Genomic DNA, 16,689 nt, shown 5'->3' with positions numbered 1-16,689 from the left:
ACCCGTGGTGAGGCCGACCTTTCGCGCGCTGTCGGTACGCAACTTCCGCATCTATCTGGCCGGCTCCATCGTGTCGAACATCGGTACCTGGATGCAGCGCGTGGCACAGGACTGGCTCGTGCTCGTCGTGACCGGCAGCGGCACGGCTCTCGGCATCACGGCTGGCCTGCAGTTCCTGCCGACCCTGCTGATGGTGCCGTTCGCCGGATCCGTCGCCGACCGCTTCCCCAAGCGCGTGGTGCTGCGATGTACGCAGGTCGCGATGGCGGCCCCATCGGCCGTGCTGGGACTCCTCGCGGTCACCGGCAACGTCGAGGCGTGGCACATCTATGTCATCGCCTTCGTGTTCGGGACGGCGACGGCGTTCGACGCACCGGCCCGGCAGTCGTTCGTGATGGAGCTGGTCGATCGTGACCTCGCGGCCAATGCTGTGGGGCTTGGCTCGGCCTCGTTCAACACGGCTCGGCTGATCGGCCCGGCCGTCGCCGGAGTCGCGATCGGCGCACTGGGCTCGGGCGCCGAGGCCGCCGGCTGGGTCATCCTGGCGAACGCCGTCAGCTACGTCGCCGTGTTCGTATCGCTCAACCGGCTCGACCGAGAGCTGCTCATGCCCGTTGTCGTCACCCACCAGGCTCACGGCATCGCCGATGGCTGGCGGTACGTGAGAACCCGCCGCGACCTGATCCTTCTGCTGATGTGTGTCGCGTCGGTCGGCACGTTCGGGCTGAACTTCGAGATGATGAGCGCGCTCATGACGACCGAGACGTTCGGGCTCGGCGCCCAGGAGTTCGGCGCGCTGGGCTCCTACATCGCGGTCGGGTCCATCGTCGGGGCACTGGTCGCTGCCCATCGGGGTCGCCCATCGGTACGCATCGTCGTCCTCTCCGGCATCAGTGTGGGACTCGTCGAGATCGCCGCGGGAGTCATGCCGTCGTACGTCGCGTACGCGGCGATCATGCCGGTCCTGGGGTTTGCGACTCTCACGATGATCACGACGGCCAACGCCCTGATCCAGCTGACGACCACGCCGTCCATGCGCGGCCGCGTCGCGGCGATCTACATGATGCTGTTCATGGGCGGCACGACGTTCGGAGCACCGCTCATCGGTCATGTCGGTGAGGCATGGGGAGCACGATGGACGCTCGTGGCAGGCGGCAGCTTGTCCGCCGTTGGCATCTGCGCGGCACTGATCTGGGCGGTGTTGGATGCGAGGACGATCTCCCAAGCCGGACAGCTGCCCGCCGCCCAGGGTGGGTCGGTCTAGGCGGGCACCGCGACGGCGTCGAGCACCTCGCGCGCGTCGTGCGCGCCCGGCGCCTCACCCGAGGCGAAGGACTGGCCGAGGATGCGCTGCACCGCCTCGTTCAACGGAGTGGGTACGCCATGCAGGCGACCGAGCAGGACGACCTCGCCGTTGAGGAAGTCGACCTCGTGACCCGACGCATCGGCGCGGGCGAAGCTCTGCCACGTCGACTTGCCGCCGGCTCGACCCTCTGGATGGTCGTGGACCACGAAGCCGCTCGTGTCGATCGTGTGCTCGGACTTCTCGGCGATCGAGTAGCCCGCTGCGAGGAGCGCAGCACGGGCTTCGGTCACGAGGCCCTCGTTCAGCTCGGCCACCGTCTCAGCGTCGCCCGAGAACACGTCGACGGCGTTGTGCACGTTGAAGAGGAGCTTGGCGGCCTTCCAGCGCTGGATGTCGTCGGTCGCCTCGACGGCGTAGCCCGAACGTCCCCAGTCTGCCGCTGCCTGCTCGGCCACCGCGGACGCGCCGGACGGGAACCGTCCGATCGTCACGACTCCGGTGAGCGGCGCCGACCGCACCTCGACGACTCCGGGCTCGACGTAGCGCGCCGGAAGGTTGAACGAGGCGCTGAGCACCGTGGCGAAGCGACGCAGCGCCTGGCGCTCGGCCTCGAGGCCGTTCTGCACCGTGATGGCCGGCAGATCCGCGCCCACTCCACCGCCTGCGACGGGATGCCAGGCCCACGTGGCCAGAGTGCCGTCGAGGTCCTGGGTCTTGGGGGTGAACACGAGCACGTCGTCGGGCTGCAGATCGCCGAGGTCGTCGGCTGTCGTGATCTCGATCGGCAGGGTGACCTCGCCCGACGGCCGTACGTACGTCAGGCCCTGTTGGCGTACGAGTCCGACCTGGCGCTCGCGAGCCACGAGCACGTACGGCACCGAGCTCTCGTGCAGCTGCGCGGCAAGCGTGGCACCGAGCGCTCCGGCACCGATGATGACATAGCGGGTCATGGTGGTCTCCTGGTCAGACGGCGAGGACGCGGCGGCCGACGGCGAGTCGGGCGGCATCCTCCTGGGGTGGGTGGACTCGGGCGCAGAGGACGTCGCGCAGATGGCGCTCGAGGGGGTTCGACCTGGACAACGCGGGGTTGCCGAGCGCTGCGACCGCGACGTGAACGGCCTCGATCGCGCCCTTGGCGACGAGGGGCTTGGCGATCTGGGTACGCCGGATCGCCTCCTCGTCGCCGAGCTGCGCTCGCGACGTGAGTCCGTACGCGAGCTCCTCGGCCTGGACGATGAGGCCCTCGATCTCGCCCGCGATGGTCTGGATGCGCTCAGTCTCGGCGATGGGCCGTCCCAGCGCGCTGGGCACCCGCTCGCGGGCGAACGTGGCGAACGCCGCCTGGGCCGCCCGGGCGACGCCGAGGTAGATGATTGCGTGCAGCAGGCTCGACGGTCCGCCACGCCCGACCGGGTCGATGTACTGACCGTTGGTGAACGGGATCTCGAGGAAGTTCTCGTCGGGCACCTCGACGTTGGTGTAGACGACGTCGTGCGTCGCGCTGCCGCGCAGGCCGAGGTGGTCCCAGGTCTCGATCGTCTCGATGCCCGGGGTGTCGCGCGGCACCAACAGGTGGCCCACCCGTACGTCGCTCTCATCCGTCTTGACCCACACGGACTGCCAGTCGAGATACCGGCTGCCGGTCACATATGCCTTGCGACCGTTGATCGCCCAACCCGTCGCCGTGCGCGATGCCGTGGTCGCGGGCAGGCCGCCGCGAGCCGGGGCACCGAGATCGGGCTCGGCCCGAGCTGAGTTGATGTTGACCGGACCCTCGGACGTCCTGCGGACGAACTCCGAATAGACCGTCTCGGGCCAGACGTTTTGCGCCTTCTGCTTCTCGACGGCCTGGATCGTGTTGACCAGGATCAGCCCGGCTGACGGGTCGCCCTGCGACACCGCCTGGACGAGCCGCGACAACCCGACGAGATCGAGACGATCGTCGCCTCCTGCGTAGATCAGGTCATAGACGCCGGCGTCATAGAGCTGACGCAACGTCTCCGCCGGGAAGGCGCCCTCCCGGTCGACGCGCTCGGCGTCGGCGGCGGCGATCGCGGTGATCGAGGCCAGCCACTCGACGCTGTCGACGTCGGCGCGTTCGATGGCAATCGTCATCGTGGAGCCTTCGTGCCGGAGCCGACGCCCAGGTTGGAGCGGAACGTCGTGCCGTCGTAGTCGGTGCGGAACCGGCCCCGCTTCTGCAGCTCGGGAACGAGTCCGTCGACGATGGCCTCGATGCCGCGCGGGTTGGACTCGACGTTGAACGCGAAGCCGTCCGAGGCGTCGGCGTCGATCCACGCCACGAAGTCATCGGCGAGCTGCTCGGGCGTACCGACCACGACACGGTGACCCGCGGTGATGTTGTTGTAGAGCACGTCGAGGGTCGTGAAGCCGCGATCCTTGGCCTCCTGCACGAGGTTGCCACGCTGCTGACGGTCGTACGGGGTGGCGTTCTCGATCTCGATCGCGTCGTACGGCAGCTCCTTGGCGGGATCGAGCTGTGACGGCTCGATGCCGAGCCGTTCGGCCAGCGCCGCCTTGAGGTACTCGATGTCGAGCTGCTCGTCGAGCTCGCGCTTGATCGCCTTGGCCTCGGCCTCGGTGGACCCGAGGATCGGGAGGAGGCCCGGCAGCACCAGGATGTCGTCGGCCGATCGTCCGGCCTTCTCGGCGAAGGCGCGGGCGTCACGAGTGAACGTCTGGCCCGACTCGATCGTGCGGTGCTTCGTGAAGAGCGCGTCAGCCCAGCGGGCCCCGAACTCCTTGCTCTGCTGAGATGCGCCGGCCTGGACGATGACGGGCTTGTTGCCCTCGAACGGCGGCACCGGACTGATGCCCTTGCTCGAGAAGTGCTTGCCGGTGAAGTCCACCTCGCGGGCCCGGTCGAGGTCGATGTACGTGTGCGACGCGGCGTCGGCCAGGATCGCCTCTTGCGGCAACGACTCCCACAGCAGGTGGACGATCGTCAGGAACTCCTCGGCCCGCTCGTACTTCTCGTCGCGCTCGTAGACCTCGTCGATGCCGAGGATGTCGAGCGAGTTGGCGTTCTGGCTGGTGATGACGTTCCATCCGGCACGGCCGCGACTCAGGTGATCGAGTGATGCGATGTCGCGAGCGACCTGGTAGGGCGCGTTGTAGAGCGAGTTGACCGTGGCGATCAGGCCGATGTTGTCGGTGGCGACGGCGATCGCGGCGAAGACGACCGTCGGGTCGAGCGAGCGCCACGGGCGTCGTGGCGGGTCGTCCTTGTTGAGTCCGCCGTAGCTGTCGGGCATGAAGATGGCGTCGAGCTTTCCGCGCTCGGCGATCTTCGCGCTTTCCACCAGCTGGTCGATGTCCGTGGACAGCGTCGCGGGCGACTCCTGCTGCTTCCATGCAGCGTCGTGGATGCCCGACGGGGTCAGGTTGAAGACCAGGCGTACTGGCTTGTTCTGGGACATTGCTCGCTCCTGCATGGGGCCTGCTTGTGGTCGTACCGACCGTAGGCAGCGGCCGGCGGGGGTGTCCAAGTGCGAATGTCGATGTGAATCGATCACGAAGCACGATGACCACCCCAGTGCAGCACCGAGCGGTGGGTGGATCCGGCGAGGTTCGCATCGTGGACGATGTCCGATCTCGTGCTCGAGACGGCGTACGGGGCGGTCGTCGTGTCCACCTCTGGAGTGCCGCCCCGTATCACCGTCGACGCAGCCGATGGCCATCGTCCACATCACGGGACGTGGCGGAAATGCGTCCGGAGAGCGCGCACTCTGGCCTTGGAATACGCGGAAATAACAGGCAAAAAATCGATCAGAGGCACTTATGGCAACCCATCTCGCATCACTGTTGGACGCCCCCCGACGATCGCTTCTAACGTGAACCGCCGGGCAGACCAGTGCCCGTCGCAGGATCCATGGCACAACAGGAAGAGGCCGACATGGCAGAGCGCAAGCCGCTGATCTTCAGCGCATTCAACATGCTTGCTCCGTCGCACCACGACCACGGTCAGTGGCGCCGCGACGACAGCCGTCAGCTCGAGTACACGACGCCCCAGTACTGGGTCGATGTCGCCCGGACGCTGGAGCGCGCCCGGTTCGACATCCTCTTCTTCGCCGACGTGCTGGCGCCGTACGAGACCCTCGGCGGCAACCGCGACGCGGCCCTGCGCACGGGCCTGCAGGCGCCGGTCCTCGACGCGGCCAGCATCGTTGCCCTCCTCGCGTACACCACCGAGAACCTCGGGTTCGCGTTCACCGAGAACGTCCTGCAGGAGCCGCCGTACTCGTTCGCCCGCCGCGCCTCGACCCTCGATCACCTGACGGGTGGCCGCCTGGGCTGGAACATCGTGACGGGCTCGATCCCGGGTACCGGACGCAACCTCGGATACGGGGGGCTGCCGGAGCACTCCGATCGCTACGCCCGCGCCGAGGAGTTCCTCGAGGTCGTCTACAAGCTGTGGGAGCAGAGCTGGGAGGACGGCGCGCTCCTGCGCGACAAGGCCACCGGCCACTACACCGACGCCGGCAAGATCCACGACATCCACCACAAGGGGCACTTCTACGACGTGCCCGGCGCCCATGCGTCCGAGCCATCGCCGCAGCGGACCCCCGTGCTGTTCAATGCCGGCGCGTCCGATCGCTTCGCCCAGTTCGCTGCCGATCACGCCGAAGCGGTGTTCTCGTCGATCGAGGTCGGCGACCCCATCGCCAACATCGCGAAGCTCCGCAAGGCCGCCGCCGATGCCGGACGCGATCCGTACGACCTCAAGATCATCAGCAAGTTCGCGTATGTCCTCGGCAGCACCGAGGAGGAGGCGCAGCGCATCAACGCCGACCTGGCTGAGACCCGGTCAGTCGAGTCCTTGCTGATCAAGCTCGCCGAAGGAGCCAAGAAGGACCTCTCGATCCTCGGCCTGCAGGAGAAGGTCTCCGACATCCTCGAGCGTGCGACCGCGGACGACATCGGCTCGTTCAGGACCCGGCTTGAGAACGCGCCCGACAAGGACTGGACGCTCGAGCAGTACGTCCGGTGGTCCGGTGCGCAGCATGCCGTCGGCACCCCCGAACAGATCGCCGACGCGATCGAGAGCTGGTCCGATGTCGGCATCGACGGGCTCAACGTCCACTACCTGACCCAGCCGGGCTCGTGGGAGGACTTCGCCGACCACCTCACGCCGATCCTCACTGAGCGCGGGCTCATGCGCGCCCGCTACGACCCGCCCGGAACGACCCTGCGCGAACGACTGTTCGGCGCCGGCCCGCACCTCCCCGAGACCCACCGAGCACGACGGGCCCAACAGCTCGTCTGACCAGACGAGGTCAGCACACCGCTGACCCCCTAAAGAAGAGAAAGTCAATGAGACTCAAGAAACTGACAGCCGTCATACCCATCGCACTGACTGCCGCGCTTCTCACCGCGTGCGGCAGCGGCAGCGACGGTGCCGCCGCCCAAGCCGGAGGCACCCTGAAGTTCGGCGGCACGGTTCCTGACTGCGCGGATCCCCATCAGCGCGGCAACAACCCCAACAGCTATGCGCTGAAGCCGTTGGCCGACTCGCTGCTCGCGCAGAACCTCAAGACCGGCGAGTACCTGCCGTGGTTGGCGACCAAGTACGAGGTCAGCGCCGACGCCAAGGACTTCACCTTCACCCTGCGTGACGACGTCACGTTCAGCGACGGCGAGAAGCTCGACGCCCAGGCCGTTGCCGACAACTTCGACGGGATCAAGAAGCTCGGCGCTGCCGCCTCGCTGGCCATCGGCTACCTGAACGACTACCAGCGCTCCGAGGTCGTCAGCCCCGACAAGGTCGTCGTGCACTTCTCCAAGCCCAACATCGCGTTCCTGCAGGGCACCGCGACGGGCAACCTGGCGATCGTCGCACCCAAGACGTCGGCACAGACCGCCGAGGAGCGGTGCGCGAAGGGCGCCATCGGTTCAGGTCCCTTCGTCGTGACGAAGTACGTCCCGTCCGAGACGCTGACGTACAAGAAGCGCAAGGACTACGCCTGGGGCAACCCGCTCGCGAAGAACCAGGGCGCAGCGCATCTCGACGGTCTCGAGATCGTCAACATCAAGGACACCGCCGTCCTGGCCGGCTCCCTGCTGAGCGGCCAGATCGACGCCTACTCCGTGGTGCTGCCGCAAGATGCCTCACGCATCGAAGGCGCCGGCGGCAAGGTGCTGACGACGACGAACGCCGGCTATCCCGTCGCGCTCGTGCCGAACGTCAAGGGCACCGTGTTCTCCGACCCGGCCGTCCGTCAGGCGGTGCAGATCGGCTTCGACCGCAAGGCCGCGATCGACGGTGTCATCGGCGACTGGTTCCATGCGTCGGAGTCGGCACTGAGCACCTCGACGGTCGGCTTCAAGAGCCAGGGCGATGCGCTGTCGTACCAGCCGGACAAGGCCAGGACGCTGCTCGACGACGCAGGCTGGAAGGTCGGCGCCGGCGGCATCCGGGAGAAGGACGGCAAGAAGCTGAGCTTCGACGTCACGTGGGACTCCGACTGGAATGCCACGTCGAGCGTGCTCGCGATCGTCAAGGAGCAGCTCAAGGAGATCGGTGTCGAGCTGACGATCAACCTGCTTCCCACCGGTCAGGCGGCGAGCGTCTACGACAGCGGGAAGTTCTCGGCGCGCTGGGTCAACGGCTACACGCCCGAGCCCGACACGCTCCGCGCCATCTTGAGCATCGACGCCAACAACTGGTTGGAACGCGCTGGCCGGGAAAAGCTCGATGACCTGCTGTCCGACCAGCTGCAGGCGGTGGACGTCACCAAGCGGAACGGCATCCTCGCCGAGATCCAGAAGACCGTCATCGACGAGGGATACCTCATCCCGATCTATGACTGGGCGCAGTCGTTCGCGGTGTCGTCCAAGGTCCAGGGCGCGAAGCTCGCCTACCTCTCGGGCCCCGGCCCGCTGTACGCGGACATCTCGCTCAGCAAGTAGCAGGCAGGCACTCGTGAAGACACCCCGACGACAGCACGGCAAGGAGATCCGATGAAGCGCCTCGCTCTACGGTTCGGTCAGGCTGCGCTCGTCGTCTGGGGTGCCTTCACGGTGTCGTTCGTGATCCTGTACCTGATCCCGGGCGACAGCGTGAGCGTCCTGCTCGGAGCTGATGGCGGAACGGCTGTCAGCCCCGAGCAGGAGGCCGCCTTGCGCTCGTCCCTCGGTCTCGACCAGGGCTTCTTCGAGAGGTACGTGCACCTGGCGTGGCAGTATCTCCACCTCGACTTCGGCAACTCCGTCCTCTACGGCGCGAGGGTCACCGACCTGCTGAAGAACGCCCTTCCCTCCACGATCGTCCTGACGCTGTCAGCCATGGTGCTGTCGATCGTGTTCGGCATCGCATTTGCCGTTGCCATCTCGTTTCGGCCCGACGGACGTATCGCGCGTACCCTGCGGATCCTCCCCGCGTTCGGCAACGCCGTGCCGACCTTCTGGATCGCCCTGATCCTGCTGCAGGTGTTCAGCTTCCAGATCCACATCTTCCCGTCGAGCGGAGACGCCCAGTGGTACTCCGTCGTGCTGCCGGCCCTGACGATCGCGATCCCGTACGGCTCGATGATCGCCCAGGTGACCCTCGACGGGATCCTGCGGGCACGCGCCGAGCTGTACGTCACGACTGCCGTGTCGAAGGGCCTTCGACCCCTCGACGTCCACACCCGTCACGTGCTGCCGGCGTCCCTGCTTCCCACGGTCAGCATCATCGGGCTGCACTTCGGCACGCTGCTCGCCGGCGCCGTCATCTCCGAGACGGTCTACTCGCGACAGGGCATCGGCTCGCTGATGCAGCAAGCCGTCGTGCAGCGTGACCTGCCGCTGGTCCAGGGCACGATCGTCACGACCGCGATCGTCTTCGTCATCGTCAACCTGCTCACCGACGCGGTCTATCCGCTGATCGATCCTCGCGCGAAGGTCTCATCATGACGACAGCCCCCAGCGTCATCGTCGACCCGATCGTCGGCCTCGAGGTCGGCGTCACCCCCGACAAGCGGCTACGTCCGCGACGCACGCTCGGAGCCCGCATCGGACTGGGCCTGTGCCTGGCGATCATCGGTGTCGCCGTGCTGGCAGCAGCCTTCCCCGGCTGGTTCACGCACACCGACCCGTACAAGATCTTCTACGGGCAGCACCTCAAGCCGCCGTCGTGGGAGCATCCGTTCGGCACCGACAACCTCAGCCGCGACCTCTACTCGCGGGTCGTCCACGGGGCACATGTCTCGCTCACCGCGAGCCTGCTGGCCCTCGCGATCTCGTTCACGGGCGGCACGCTGCTCGGGCTGGTCGCCGGCTCAGCTGGCGGGTTCGTCGACGGCGTGATCATGCGTGTGACCGACCTGATGATGTCGATCCCGAGCCTCATGATGTCCCTCGCGATCGTCGCGGCGCTGGGCTTCGGCACGATCAACGTGGCCATCGCGGTAGGGGTCGCCGGTATCGCTGCGATCACCCGGCTGATGCGATCCAGCGTGCTGGTGGTGGCACGCTCGGCGTACGTCGAGGCAGCCGTGCTCAGCGGCGTCGGCTGGCCGACGATCCTGCGCAAGCACGTGTTGCCCAACTCGTTCGCACCCGTCGCTGCCTACATCGCGCTCGACTTCGGCGCGAGCATCATCGCGATCTCGTCCTTGAGCTTCCTCGGACTTGGCGTCAAGCCGCCGAATCCTGAGTGGGGAGCGCTGGTGGCAGACGGGCGGTCGTTCCTCGCGACGGCCTGGTGGCTCACGACGATCCCCGGCCTCGTGGTGACCGCGGTCGTCGTCGCCGCCAATGGCGTGTTCCTGTACTTCCAGTCGAGCGGCAGGTCATCGCAGTGAGCGTCCTCAAGATCCGTGGCCTGGGCATCGACTACGTCACGCACCACTACCGTGAGGTGGCCGTCTCCGACCTTGACCTCACGGTGGAGGCGGGACAGGTCGTCGCCGTCGTCGGCGAGTCGGGCTCGGGCAAGACCAGTGTCGCCAAGGCGATCGTCGGTCTGCTGCCGTCAACCGCTGAGCTCGCACCGGAGAGCCAGATCGTCGTCAACGGCGTGGACGTGGTCGGCGCCTCCGAGGCCATGCTCAGGGCTCTCCGCGGTGCGGTGGTCAGCTTCGTGCCGCAGGACCCGCGTCGTAGCCTTCACCCGCTCAAGCGCATCGGGGCGCAGATAGCCGAGGTGCTGCTCGAGCACGACGTGTGCACGAAGGACGAGGTGGACGCCCACGTCATCGATCTGATCGATCGGGTCGGCATCGACCAGCCCGACGTACGCGCCCGCCAGTACCCTCATGAGTTCTCGGGCGGGATGCTGCAGCGGGTGCTGATCGCCATCGCGATCGCCGCCAAGCCGGCGCTCATCATCGCCGACGAGCCGACCAGCGCTTTGGACGTCACGATCCAGAAGCAGGTGCTGTCGCTGCTGGTCGACATCGTGGCCGACGACGGCGTCTCGATCCTGCTCGTGACCCACGATCTGGAGCTCGCAGCCCGCTACTCCGACGCGACGATCGTGCTGCGTGGTGGCCGCGTCGTCGAGCGTCGCTCGACGGGGGACTTCTTCGCCGGCCCCATCACCGACTACACCCGCGCCCTGCTGCGCTCCTCACCCACACTCCAACCCCGCCCGATCGACCAGTCCCTCGACGACAGGCCCGTCGTGCTCGAGGTGGACGACATCAGACGCTCGATCCGGCTTCGCAGCGACAGCTGGTGGGGCAAGGGCGAGCTGTTCACCCCGGTCGACGGAGTGACGTTTCGAGTGCCTCGGGCGAGCACCGTGGCCGTCGTGGGCGAATCAGGCGCCGGCAAGACGTCGATCGCGCGTCTCGTGCTCGGTCTCGACAAGCCCGACTCCGGGAGGGTCATCTTCGAAGGCGCCGACGTGCACCAGATCGGACGGGAGGCCCGTCGCGCCCTGCGCCGCAAGACCCAGCTGATCCCCCAGAACCCGGCGAGCTCGTTCGATCCGCGCTACTCGGTCGCCCAGGTGATTGCCGAGCCGCTCATCCATGACGGACTCGACCGCAGCGCCGTCGGCGTGCGGGTGGCGGAGCTCCTGGACCAGGTGGGTCTGCCGTCGTCGTTCGCGAACAAGGGAGCCCTTGAGCTCTCCGGTGGCCAGCAGCAGCGGGTCGCGATCGCCCGCGCGATCAGCCTCAACCCCCGACTCGTCGTGTGCGACGAGCCGACCTCGGCGTTGGATGTCACGGTGCAGGCGCGCATCATCGAGCTGCTCCTCGGCCTTCAGAAGGAGACCGGCGTGAGCTACCTGTTCATCTCGCACAATCTCGCGGTCGTCAGCGAGCTGGCCGACACCGTCGTCGTCCTCAACCGCGGCCGGGTCGTCGAGTCGGGACACGCCGCCGACGTGCTCGGCAACCCGTCGGCCGAATACACCCGGGAGCTCATCGCCTCAGTGCCACATCGCCGAGAAGGAGTCCAATGACAACCACAGTGACAAGCGAGCGCAGGCGTGCCGAGTGGCGCGAATGGCACGCGGCCCGCGAATCCCTGGCGGCGTCAGAACATGGCACGGCGTCGCTCACAGGAACGCACTGGCTGGATGAGTCGCCGGTCGAGATCGACGGACTTCCCGGCAGCTGGCGCGTAGTCGATGGCCTGGTGGTCGGCGCACAGGCCGATGTGTCACTTTCCCCGAGCCAGGAGGTCGTCCTCGACGGCAAGCTGTTGCGGGCCATCGTCAATGCGGGTGACATCGCACTTCGTGTCTTCGACCCAGCGGCTCCCGGCCGCACCACCTTCGCCGGGATCGACGTCTTTGATCTCCGGGATGAGTGGATTGTCACAGGGCGGTTCACCGAGGCAGCGCCGGAGTCGACGATCGCCATCGATCATGTCGGCGGACGACGCAGCGACGACGCCCTCGCGGGCACAGTCACGGCGCAGATCCTGGGGCACGAGGTCGAGCTTGTGGCGTTCCCGCGCGAAGGCGGCGAGCTGCAGGTCACCTTCGCAGATACGTCGAACGGCGACACGACCCAACAGTTCCGCTTCCTGAACCTGCCGCGACCCGACGTCGACGGTGCGGTGACGATCGACCTGAACAGGGCCTACCTTCCGCCGTGTGCGTTCAGCGACCACTACCTCTGTCCGATCCCGCCAGCCGCGAACCGACTGCCATTCGCCGTGCATGCAGGCGAGCGCTCAGTCCAGCGCTCCGGTTCGTGACCCGAGGTCGGTCTGGACCGACTGGCGTTGCCGCCTCAGGCAGTTCGCTCACCGAGACGGGGGAACTGCTCAAGCGAGAAGATGACCTCGACCGGCACTTCGAAGAAGGCCGCGATGCTGAGCGCAAGGTGCAGGCTGGGGCTGAACTCTCCGCGTTCGAGGTAGCCGATCGTCTGGTAGTGCACACCGACGCCATCGGCCAGGTCGCGGCGCGAGATGCCCCGCTCGGCGCGCAGCATCGCGATGCGCTGGTGCACGAACTCGCTGCTGGGTGCCATGTCAACCCCACCCCTGCATCGCCTTGGCCTTGCGGCTCTCGACGGCGGAACCAGACTCCTTGCGGGCCATGGCTCGCAGCACCCGGGGCGCGACCAGCAGGCCGAGGATGGCGTAGGCGCCGAGGACGCCGAACGTCGTCATCGTGTGGAACTGTCCACCCAGCTCGGCCGCCGCGGCGGCCTCCGGAAGCAGGGCGTCACGCATGCCCGCGCCCAGCCAATAGACCGGAAAGACCTGGGCGATCGGGTGGAGCCAGTCGGGCATACCGGTGATCGGGTAGAAGATCCCGGAGATCGCGATCAGCACGATCATCGGCAGGAAGGTCAACCCGAATCCCGCGCCCGCTGACTTCACGGAAGCGCCGACGACGGCACCCCAGGGCATCGTGGCGAGCATGCCCAGCAGGAAGACGCCGAGCAGCATCAGCCAGCCCGTGAGCGGGACGTCGGTGAGTCCCGGCAGCAGGAACAACCCGGCGATCAGGAAGACCACCAGGCCCAGAGCGGTGTTGAGGACCGCCAGGGTCACGCGGGCCACGAGGTAGGCGAGCATCCCGTGCGGTGTCGACTTGGCGCGCAAGAGCGTGCCGTCCTCGCGCTCGACGGCGAGCATCTGTGCGGTGCCCATCCAGCCGCCCATGACGACGTTCATGCCGATGAGTCCGGGAAGCGTGGCAACCGCGAGCGAGTAGCCGGTGCCGCCGAGGTCGGAGTTGCGCTGCAGGATGAGCACGCCGACGAAGATGCCATTCATCACGACGATCCAGATCTGGTCGGCGCGATTCGTCAGGCTGTGCATCATCTCGATGCCGCCGCGTCGCATGCCGAGACGCATGGAATGAAGGATGGGGTTTGACGGCCCCAGGCTCGTGGTGCTCATCGGACTACCTCCAAGGGCTGCACTTCTGCCGTGGGGTCGGTCTCGAAACGGTGGACCAGGGTCATGTAGCTGTCCTCCAGTGTGCTGCGGCGGACCTCGAGCTCGCCGATGGCGTCGCCGTGCTGTTCGAAGAGCTCGCGTACGAAGCGAGTGGCATCGTCCGCGGCGTGTACGAAATGCTCGCCGTCCTGGCTCCACCGCACTTCGGTACGTCCCTCGACCTCGCGTGACAGCTCGGCGGCGCTGCCGTTGGCGACGATGCGTCCACCGGCGAGGATCAGGATGCGATCGGCGAGCTTCTCGGCCTCGTCCAGGTCGTGGGTCGTCAGCAGGATCGTGGTGCCCTCGAGATCAGCGAGTCGGTGCACCACGTCGTGGAAGTCCCGCCGGGCCTGAGGGTCGAAGCCCGTGGTCGGCTCGTCGAGGAACAGCAGGTCGGGCTTGCCCACGATGCCGATCGCGACGTCGAGGCGGCGGCGCTGCCCGCCTGACAGCGAGCCGGCCTTCTGGCCGGAGTGCTCGGTGAGGCCGACGGTCGCCAGCAGCTCGTCGACGTCCATGGGGCGCGGCCGAGCGGGGGTGGAGAAGGGTGCGTAGTAGGCGCCGAGGTGGGTGAGCAGCTGGCGTACGCCCCACCGCCCGTGATCGCGCCAGGACTGCTGGACGATGCCGAGCCGTGCCCGCCACGTCTCGTCCGCGACGGCCGGGTCGAGGCCGAGGACCGAGACCTCGCCGTCGGACCGGTTGCGGAAACCTTCGAGGATCTCGATGGTCGTGCTCTTGCCGGCGCCGTTGGGTCCCAGCAGTGCGAGGACCTCGCCGGGCTGGGCGTCGAACGTGACTCCGTCGAGCACGACGTGGTCGCCGTAGCTCATGCGGAGGTCGCGCACGGAGATCACGGGATCCGACTCGGGTCGCTCAAAAGCCATGGAACAAAACGTAGCATAAATGCTACAGACGGAGCGTGCTGGCCGCCGGTACGAGCTCGTCAGCACAGGGGGACGACCGTCCATGGCGAAGATGAGCTCGAGTGAGGTTGACCGGCACACCGGTAGGGTTGCGGGTGGGAGTGCCTTTCTTGGCTGTCCGACGGAGAGACCCGCTGGACGGCAATCGTTGGGAGACGACTCTGTCCCGCCGGTTTCGGCCGGATGGACAGGGAGAAGGGCTGAATTGAGATAGACCGGGGAGGGAACCCTTGTCGACGCAACATTCATCGGCTCACGAGGCCGACGACCGACGCCGCATGTCGTTCGGTGAGCCCGGCGAATCGTCCGTCGAGTCGACACCGATGGGCGAAGCCGCATGACGGCACGCGACCTGCAGGACAGCTGGGACCGGGTGACACGGCACGGCGAGAAGGTGCCGCTCTACTTCTATTCCTACATCTTCGTGTCACACCCCGAGGTGCGGTCGATGTTCCCGCTCTCCATGGCGAGCCAGCGCGACAAGTTCGTCAGCGCGCTCGGCCGGATCGTGAGCCACGCCGACCGGATCGAGGACGATGCGGACTTCCTGCGACATCTCGGCCGCGACCATCGCAAGTTCGCCGTCGTCGCGGAGCACTATGACGCGGTCGGCGCGTCCCTGTGCGCGACCCTGAAGCACTTCCTGGGGCCTGCTTGGGACGAGGACCTCGCTGCGCAGTGGACGGCCGCCTACCAGGTGATCGCCCGGATCATGGTCGAGGCGGCGGAGACCTCCTCTGAATCAACTCCCGACTGGTGGGATGCCGACGTCGTCTCGCTCGAGCGGCGAACCGTCGACCTGACGTTGCTGACGGTCCGGCCCAGGATCGCGTTCGCCTATCTGCCCGGGCAGTCGTTGTCGATGGAGATCCCGCAACGCCCACGCCAGTGGCGCTACTACAGCCCCGCGAACGCTCCCCGTCAGGACGGATCGATCGACCTGCACGTCCAGCAGATCGACGGCGGTCAGGTCAGCATGGCGGTCGTGCGATCGCTGGAGGTGGGCGACACCGTCAAGCTGGGAGCGCCCGTTGGCGAGCGGCTCACCTGGCGCGCTGACGACCCGAGCGACCTCCTGATGATCGCGGGTGGAACCGGGTTGGCTCCGCTCCGCGCCGTGATCGAGCAGATCAGCCAGGCATGGGCACGTTCTGGCTCTGGACCGCGCGTGCACCTCCTGCACGGCGTACGGATGCCGTGGCACCTGTACGACCGCCCGCGACTGCGCGAGCTGGCCGACTCCCGTCCGTGGTTCGACTACACCGAGGTCGTCTCGGACGACGCGTCCTATCCCGGCACCCGCGGCAAGGTCGGAACGGTTGCGGCCAGGCAGGCGCTGCACGGCCGCAAGGCAATGGTGTGCGGTGGCCCGGAGATGGTCGGGCACACGCTCCGGGAGCTCACCTCCGCGGGCATGCACCCGGAGCACATCACGTACGAGCACTTCTACTACGCGGCAGCGGATCAACAGACCGTGGCGGCACCGTTGACCAGGTCAGGAGACACGAGATGACGAACAGCAACGACTGGGCCAATTCGCGCTATCAGACACCCGCCTCGATCCGAGCCGCGTCGTTCGATCGCGGGATCCGGGGCCTCGACCCCGACCAGGTCTACGCGTTTCTCGATCGCGTGGCCGACCAGGTCAAGGCGATGGAGAGCGATCTCCGGGACACCCGGGCCGAGCTCCAGCGCGCCCAGGCCGAGATCTACGACTACGAGCACGTGGGGGACCGGGTGAGCGACCAGGTCGTCCAGATGTTCAGCCAGGCGCAGCTTGTTGCCGAGGAGATGGCCGAGGACGTGGGTCGCGACGCGCGCGAGCGTGTCGAACAGGCACGCGCGCGCGAGCGCGAGATCGTCCAGGATGCCCTGAACACCGCAGGTGAGCAGGTTCGTTCGTATGCCCGTGCGGCCCAGGCCCAGATGCAGACGATCATGGAGACGTTCGCCAAGGATGTCGACCGACTCGGGATCACTCCACTGTCTGACGCAACGACAGTGCCACCTCGTACGAACGGTCAGTCACCCGATGGCATGAGTGACTGGCAGGTTCGCTTCCAGAACGGGAGCCGCCCGGGCTCGCAGGGCACTGCCTGA

At 67.2% G+C, this 16,689-nt stretch carries 15 protein-coding genes; 9 read left to right on the top strand and 6 right to left on the bottom strand.

Annotation, left to right across the window (positions count from 1 at the left end):
• The first annotated feature begins 4 nt into the window (after window positions 1-4).
• Window positions 5-1,264, top strand: a complete 1,260-nt coding sequence (locus ABD683_RS02435; protein ID WP_344766993.1) for an MFS transporter — start codon at window positions 5-7, stop codon at window positions 1,262-1,264.
• On the opposite strand, the gene ABD683_RS02430 is transcribed toward ABD683_RS02435, so the two are convergent.
• From ABD683_RS02430 to ABD683_RS02420, 3 genes are read right to left on the bottom strand one after another with little or no spacing between them, the layout of a single operon-like run.
• Complete coding sequence (locus ABD683_RS02430) at window positions 1,261-2,256, bottom strand: ketopantoate reductase family protein (protein ID WP_344766991.1); 996 nt, start codon at window positions 2,254-2,256, stop codon at window positions 1,261-1,263. The genes ABD683_RS02435 and ABD683_RS02430 overlap by 4 nt on opposite strands.
• Before the next feature lie 13 nt (window positions 2,257-2,269).
• Window positions 2,270-3,421, bottom strand: a complete 1,152-nt coding sequence (locus ABD683_RS02425; protein WP_344766989.1) for an acyl-CoA dehydrogenase family protein — start codon at window positions 3,419-3,421, stop codon at window positions 2,270-2,272.
• Window positions 3,418-4,746 (bottom strand): NtaA/DmoA family FMN-dependent monooxygenase, encoded by a 1,329-nt coding sequence (locus tag ABD683_RS02420; RefSeq protein WP_344766987.1) that lies wholly within the window; start codon window positions 4,744-4,746, stop codon window positions 3,418-3,420. The genes ABD683_RS02425 and ABD683_RS02420 overlap by 4 nt, the downstream gene beginning before the upstream one ends.
• Window positions 4,747-5,198: 452 nt before the next feature.
• On the opposite strand from ABD683_RS02420, the gene ABD683_RS02415 reads away from it, so the two are divergent.
• From ABD683_RS02415 to ABD683_RS02390, 6 genes are read left to right on the top strand one after another with little or no spacing between them, the layout of a single operon-like run.
• Complete coding sequence (locus ABD683_RS02415) at window positions 5,199-6,593, top strand: NtaA/DmoA family FMN-dependent monooxygenase (RefSeq protein ID WP_344766984.1); 1,395 nt, start codon at window positions 5,199-5,201, stop codon at window positions 6,591-6,593.
• 47 nt (window positions 6,594-6,640) lie between these two features.
• Window positions 6,641-8,236 (top strand): ABC transporter substrate-binding protein, encoded by a 1,596-nt coding sequence (locus ABD683_RS02410; protein ID WP_344766983.1) that lies wholly within the window; start codon window positions 6,641-6,643, stop codon window positions 8,234-8,236.
• A 51-nt stretch (window positions 8,237-8,287) separates the two neighbouring features.
• Window positions 8,288-9,220 carry an ABC transporter permease gene (locus ABD683_RS02405; protein ID WP_344766981.1) on the top strand — a complete coding sequence of 311 codons (933 nt, stop codon included), beginning with the start codon at window positions 8,288-8,290 and terminating at the stop codon, window positions 9,218-9,220.
• Window positions 9,217-10,110: an ABC transporter permease gene (locus ABD683_RS02400; RefSeq protein WP_344766979.1), complete on the top strand. Its 894-nt coding sequence runs from the start codon at window positions 9,217-9,219 to the stop codon at window positions 10,108-10,110. Before ABD683_RS02405 ends, ABD683_RS02400 begins: the two co-directional genes overlap by 4 nt.
• Window positions 10,107-11,720 (top strand): ATP-binding cassette domain-containing protein, encoded by a 1,614-nt coding sequence (locus ABD683_RS02395; RefSeq protein ID WP_344766978.1) that lies wholly within the window; start codon window positions 10,107-10,109, stop codon window positions 11,718-11,720. Before ABD683_RS02400 ends, ABD683_RS02395 begins: the two co-directional genes overlap by 4 nt.
• Window positions 11,717-12,463, top strand: coding sequence for a DUF1684 domain-containing protein (locus tag ABD683_RS02390; RefSeq protein WP_344766976.1), 747 nt, complete (start codon window positions 11,717-11,719; stop codon window positions 12,461-12,463). The genes ABD683_RS02395 and ABD683_RS02390 overlap by 4 nt, the downstream gene beginning before the upstream one ends.
• Window positions 12,464-12,498: 35 nt before the next feature.
• On the opposite strand, the gene ABD683_RS02385 is transcribed toward ABD683_RS02390, so the two are convergent.
• Genes ABD683_RS02385 through ABD683_RS02375 form a run of 3 tightly spaced genes read right to left on the bottom strand, consistent with a single transcriptional unit; the run spans window position 12,499 to window position 14,550 of the window.
• Window positions 12,499-12,741: a helix-turn-helix transcriptional regulator gene (locus ABD683_RS02385; RefSeq protein ID WP_344766975.1), complete on the bottom strand. Its 243-nt coding sequence runs from the start codon at window positions 12,739-12,741 to the stop codon at window positions 12,499-12,501.
• Window position 12,742: 1 nt separating this feature from the next.
• Window positions 12,743-13,576: an ABC transporter permease gene (locus ABD683_RS02380; RefSeq protein ID WP_344766973.1), complete on the bottom strand. Its 834-nt coding sequence runs from the start codon at window positions 13,574-13,576 to the stop codon at window positions 12,743-12,745.
• A gap of 41 nt (window positions 13,577-13,617) precedes the next feature.
• Entirely contained in the window at window positions 13,618-14,550 is a 933-nt protein-coding gene (locus tag ABD683_RS02375) for an ABC transporter ATP-binding protein (protein ID WP_344766971.1), read from the bottom strand.
• A gap of 376 nt (window positions 14,551-14,926) precedes the next feature.
• Between ABD683_RS02375 and ABD683_RS02370 the strand changes: the two genes are divergently transcribed.
• On the top strand, window positions 14,927-16,102 hold the full coding sequence (locus ABD683_RS02370; protein ID WP_344766969.1) for a globin domain-containing protein: 1,176 nt from the start codon (window positions 14,927-14,929) through the stop codon (window positions 16,100-16,102).
• A complete protein-coding gene (locus ABD683_RS02365; protein WP_344766967.1) occupies window positions 16,099-16,689 on the top strand; it encodes a DivIVA domain-containing protein in 591 nt (196 codons plus the stop codon). Before ABD683_RS02370 ends, ABD683_RS02365 begins: the two co-directional genes overlap by 4 nt.

Source organism: Aeromicrobium panaciterrae (assembly GCF_039537165.1).
Taxonomy (GTDB): Bacteria; Actinomycetota; Actinomycetes; order Propionibacteriales; family Nocardioidaceae; genus Aeromicrobium; species Aeromicrobium panaciterrae.
The sequence above is the reverse complement of the archived record's forward strand: the minus strand, read 5'-3'. Positions and strand labels throughout refer to the sequence as shown.

What these genes read in the sequence shown, in the direction of transcription:
- ABD683_RS02430 (WP_344766991.1), bottom strand. Translation starts at nt 2,256, where the DNA reads ATGACCCGCTATGTCATCATCGGTGCCGGAGCGCTCGGTGCCACGCTT.
- ABD683_RS02425 (WP_344766989.1), bottom strand. Translation starts at nt 3,421, where the DNA reads ATGACGATTGCCATCGAACGCGCCGACGTCGACAGCGTCGAGTGGCTG.
- ABD683_RS02420 (WP_344766987.1), bottom strand. Translation starts at nt 4,746, where the DNA reads ATGTCCCAGAACAAGCCAGTACGCCTGGTCTTCAACCTGACCCCGTCG.
- ABD683_RS02415 (WP_344766984.1), top strand. Translation starts at nt 5,199, where the DNA reads ATGGCACAACAGGAAGAGGCCGACATGGCAGAGCGCAAGCCGCTGATC.
- ABD683_RS02410 (WP_344766983.1), top strand. Translation starts at nt 6,641, where the DNA reads ATGAGACTCAAGAAACTGACAGCCGTCATACCCATCGCACTGACTGCC.
- ABD683_RS02405 (WP_344766981.1), top strand. Translation starts at nt 8,288, where the DNA reads ATGAAGCGCCTCGCTCTACGGTTCGGTCAGGCTGCGCTCGTCGTCTGG.
- ABD683_RS02400 (WP_344766979.1), top strand. Translation starts at nt 9,217, where the DNA reads ATGACGACAGCCCCCAGCGTCATCGTCGACCCGATCGTCGGCCTCGAG.
- ABD683_RS02390 (WP_344766976.1), top strand. Translation starts at nt 11,717, where the DNA reads ATGACAACCACAGTGACAAGCGAGCGCAGGCGTGCCGAGTGGCGCGAA.
- ABD683_RS02385 (WP_344766975.1), bottom strand. Translation starts at nt 12,741, where the DNA reads ATGGCACCCAGCAGCGAGTTCGTGCACCAGCGCATCGCGATGCTGCGC.
- ABD683_RS02380 (WP_344766973.1), bottom strand. Translation starts at nt 13,576, where the DNA reads ATGCGTCTCGGCATGCGACGCGGCGGCATCGAGATGATGCACAGCCTG.
- ABD683_RS02375 (WP_344766971.1), bottom strand. Translation starts at nt 14,550, where the DNA reads ATGGCTTTTGAGCGACCCGAGTCGGATCCCGTGATCTCCGTGCGCGAC.
- ABD683_RS02370 (WP_344766969.1), top strand. Translation starts at nt 14,927, where the DNA reads ATGACGGCACGCGACCTGCAGGACAGCTGGGACCGGGTGACACGGCAC.
- ABD683_RS02365 (WP_344766967.1), top strand. Translation starts at nt 16,099, where the DNA reads ATGACGAACAGCAACGACTGGGCCAATTCGCGCTATCAGACACCCGCC.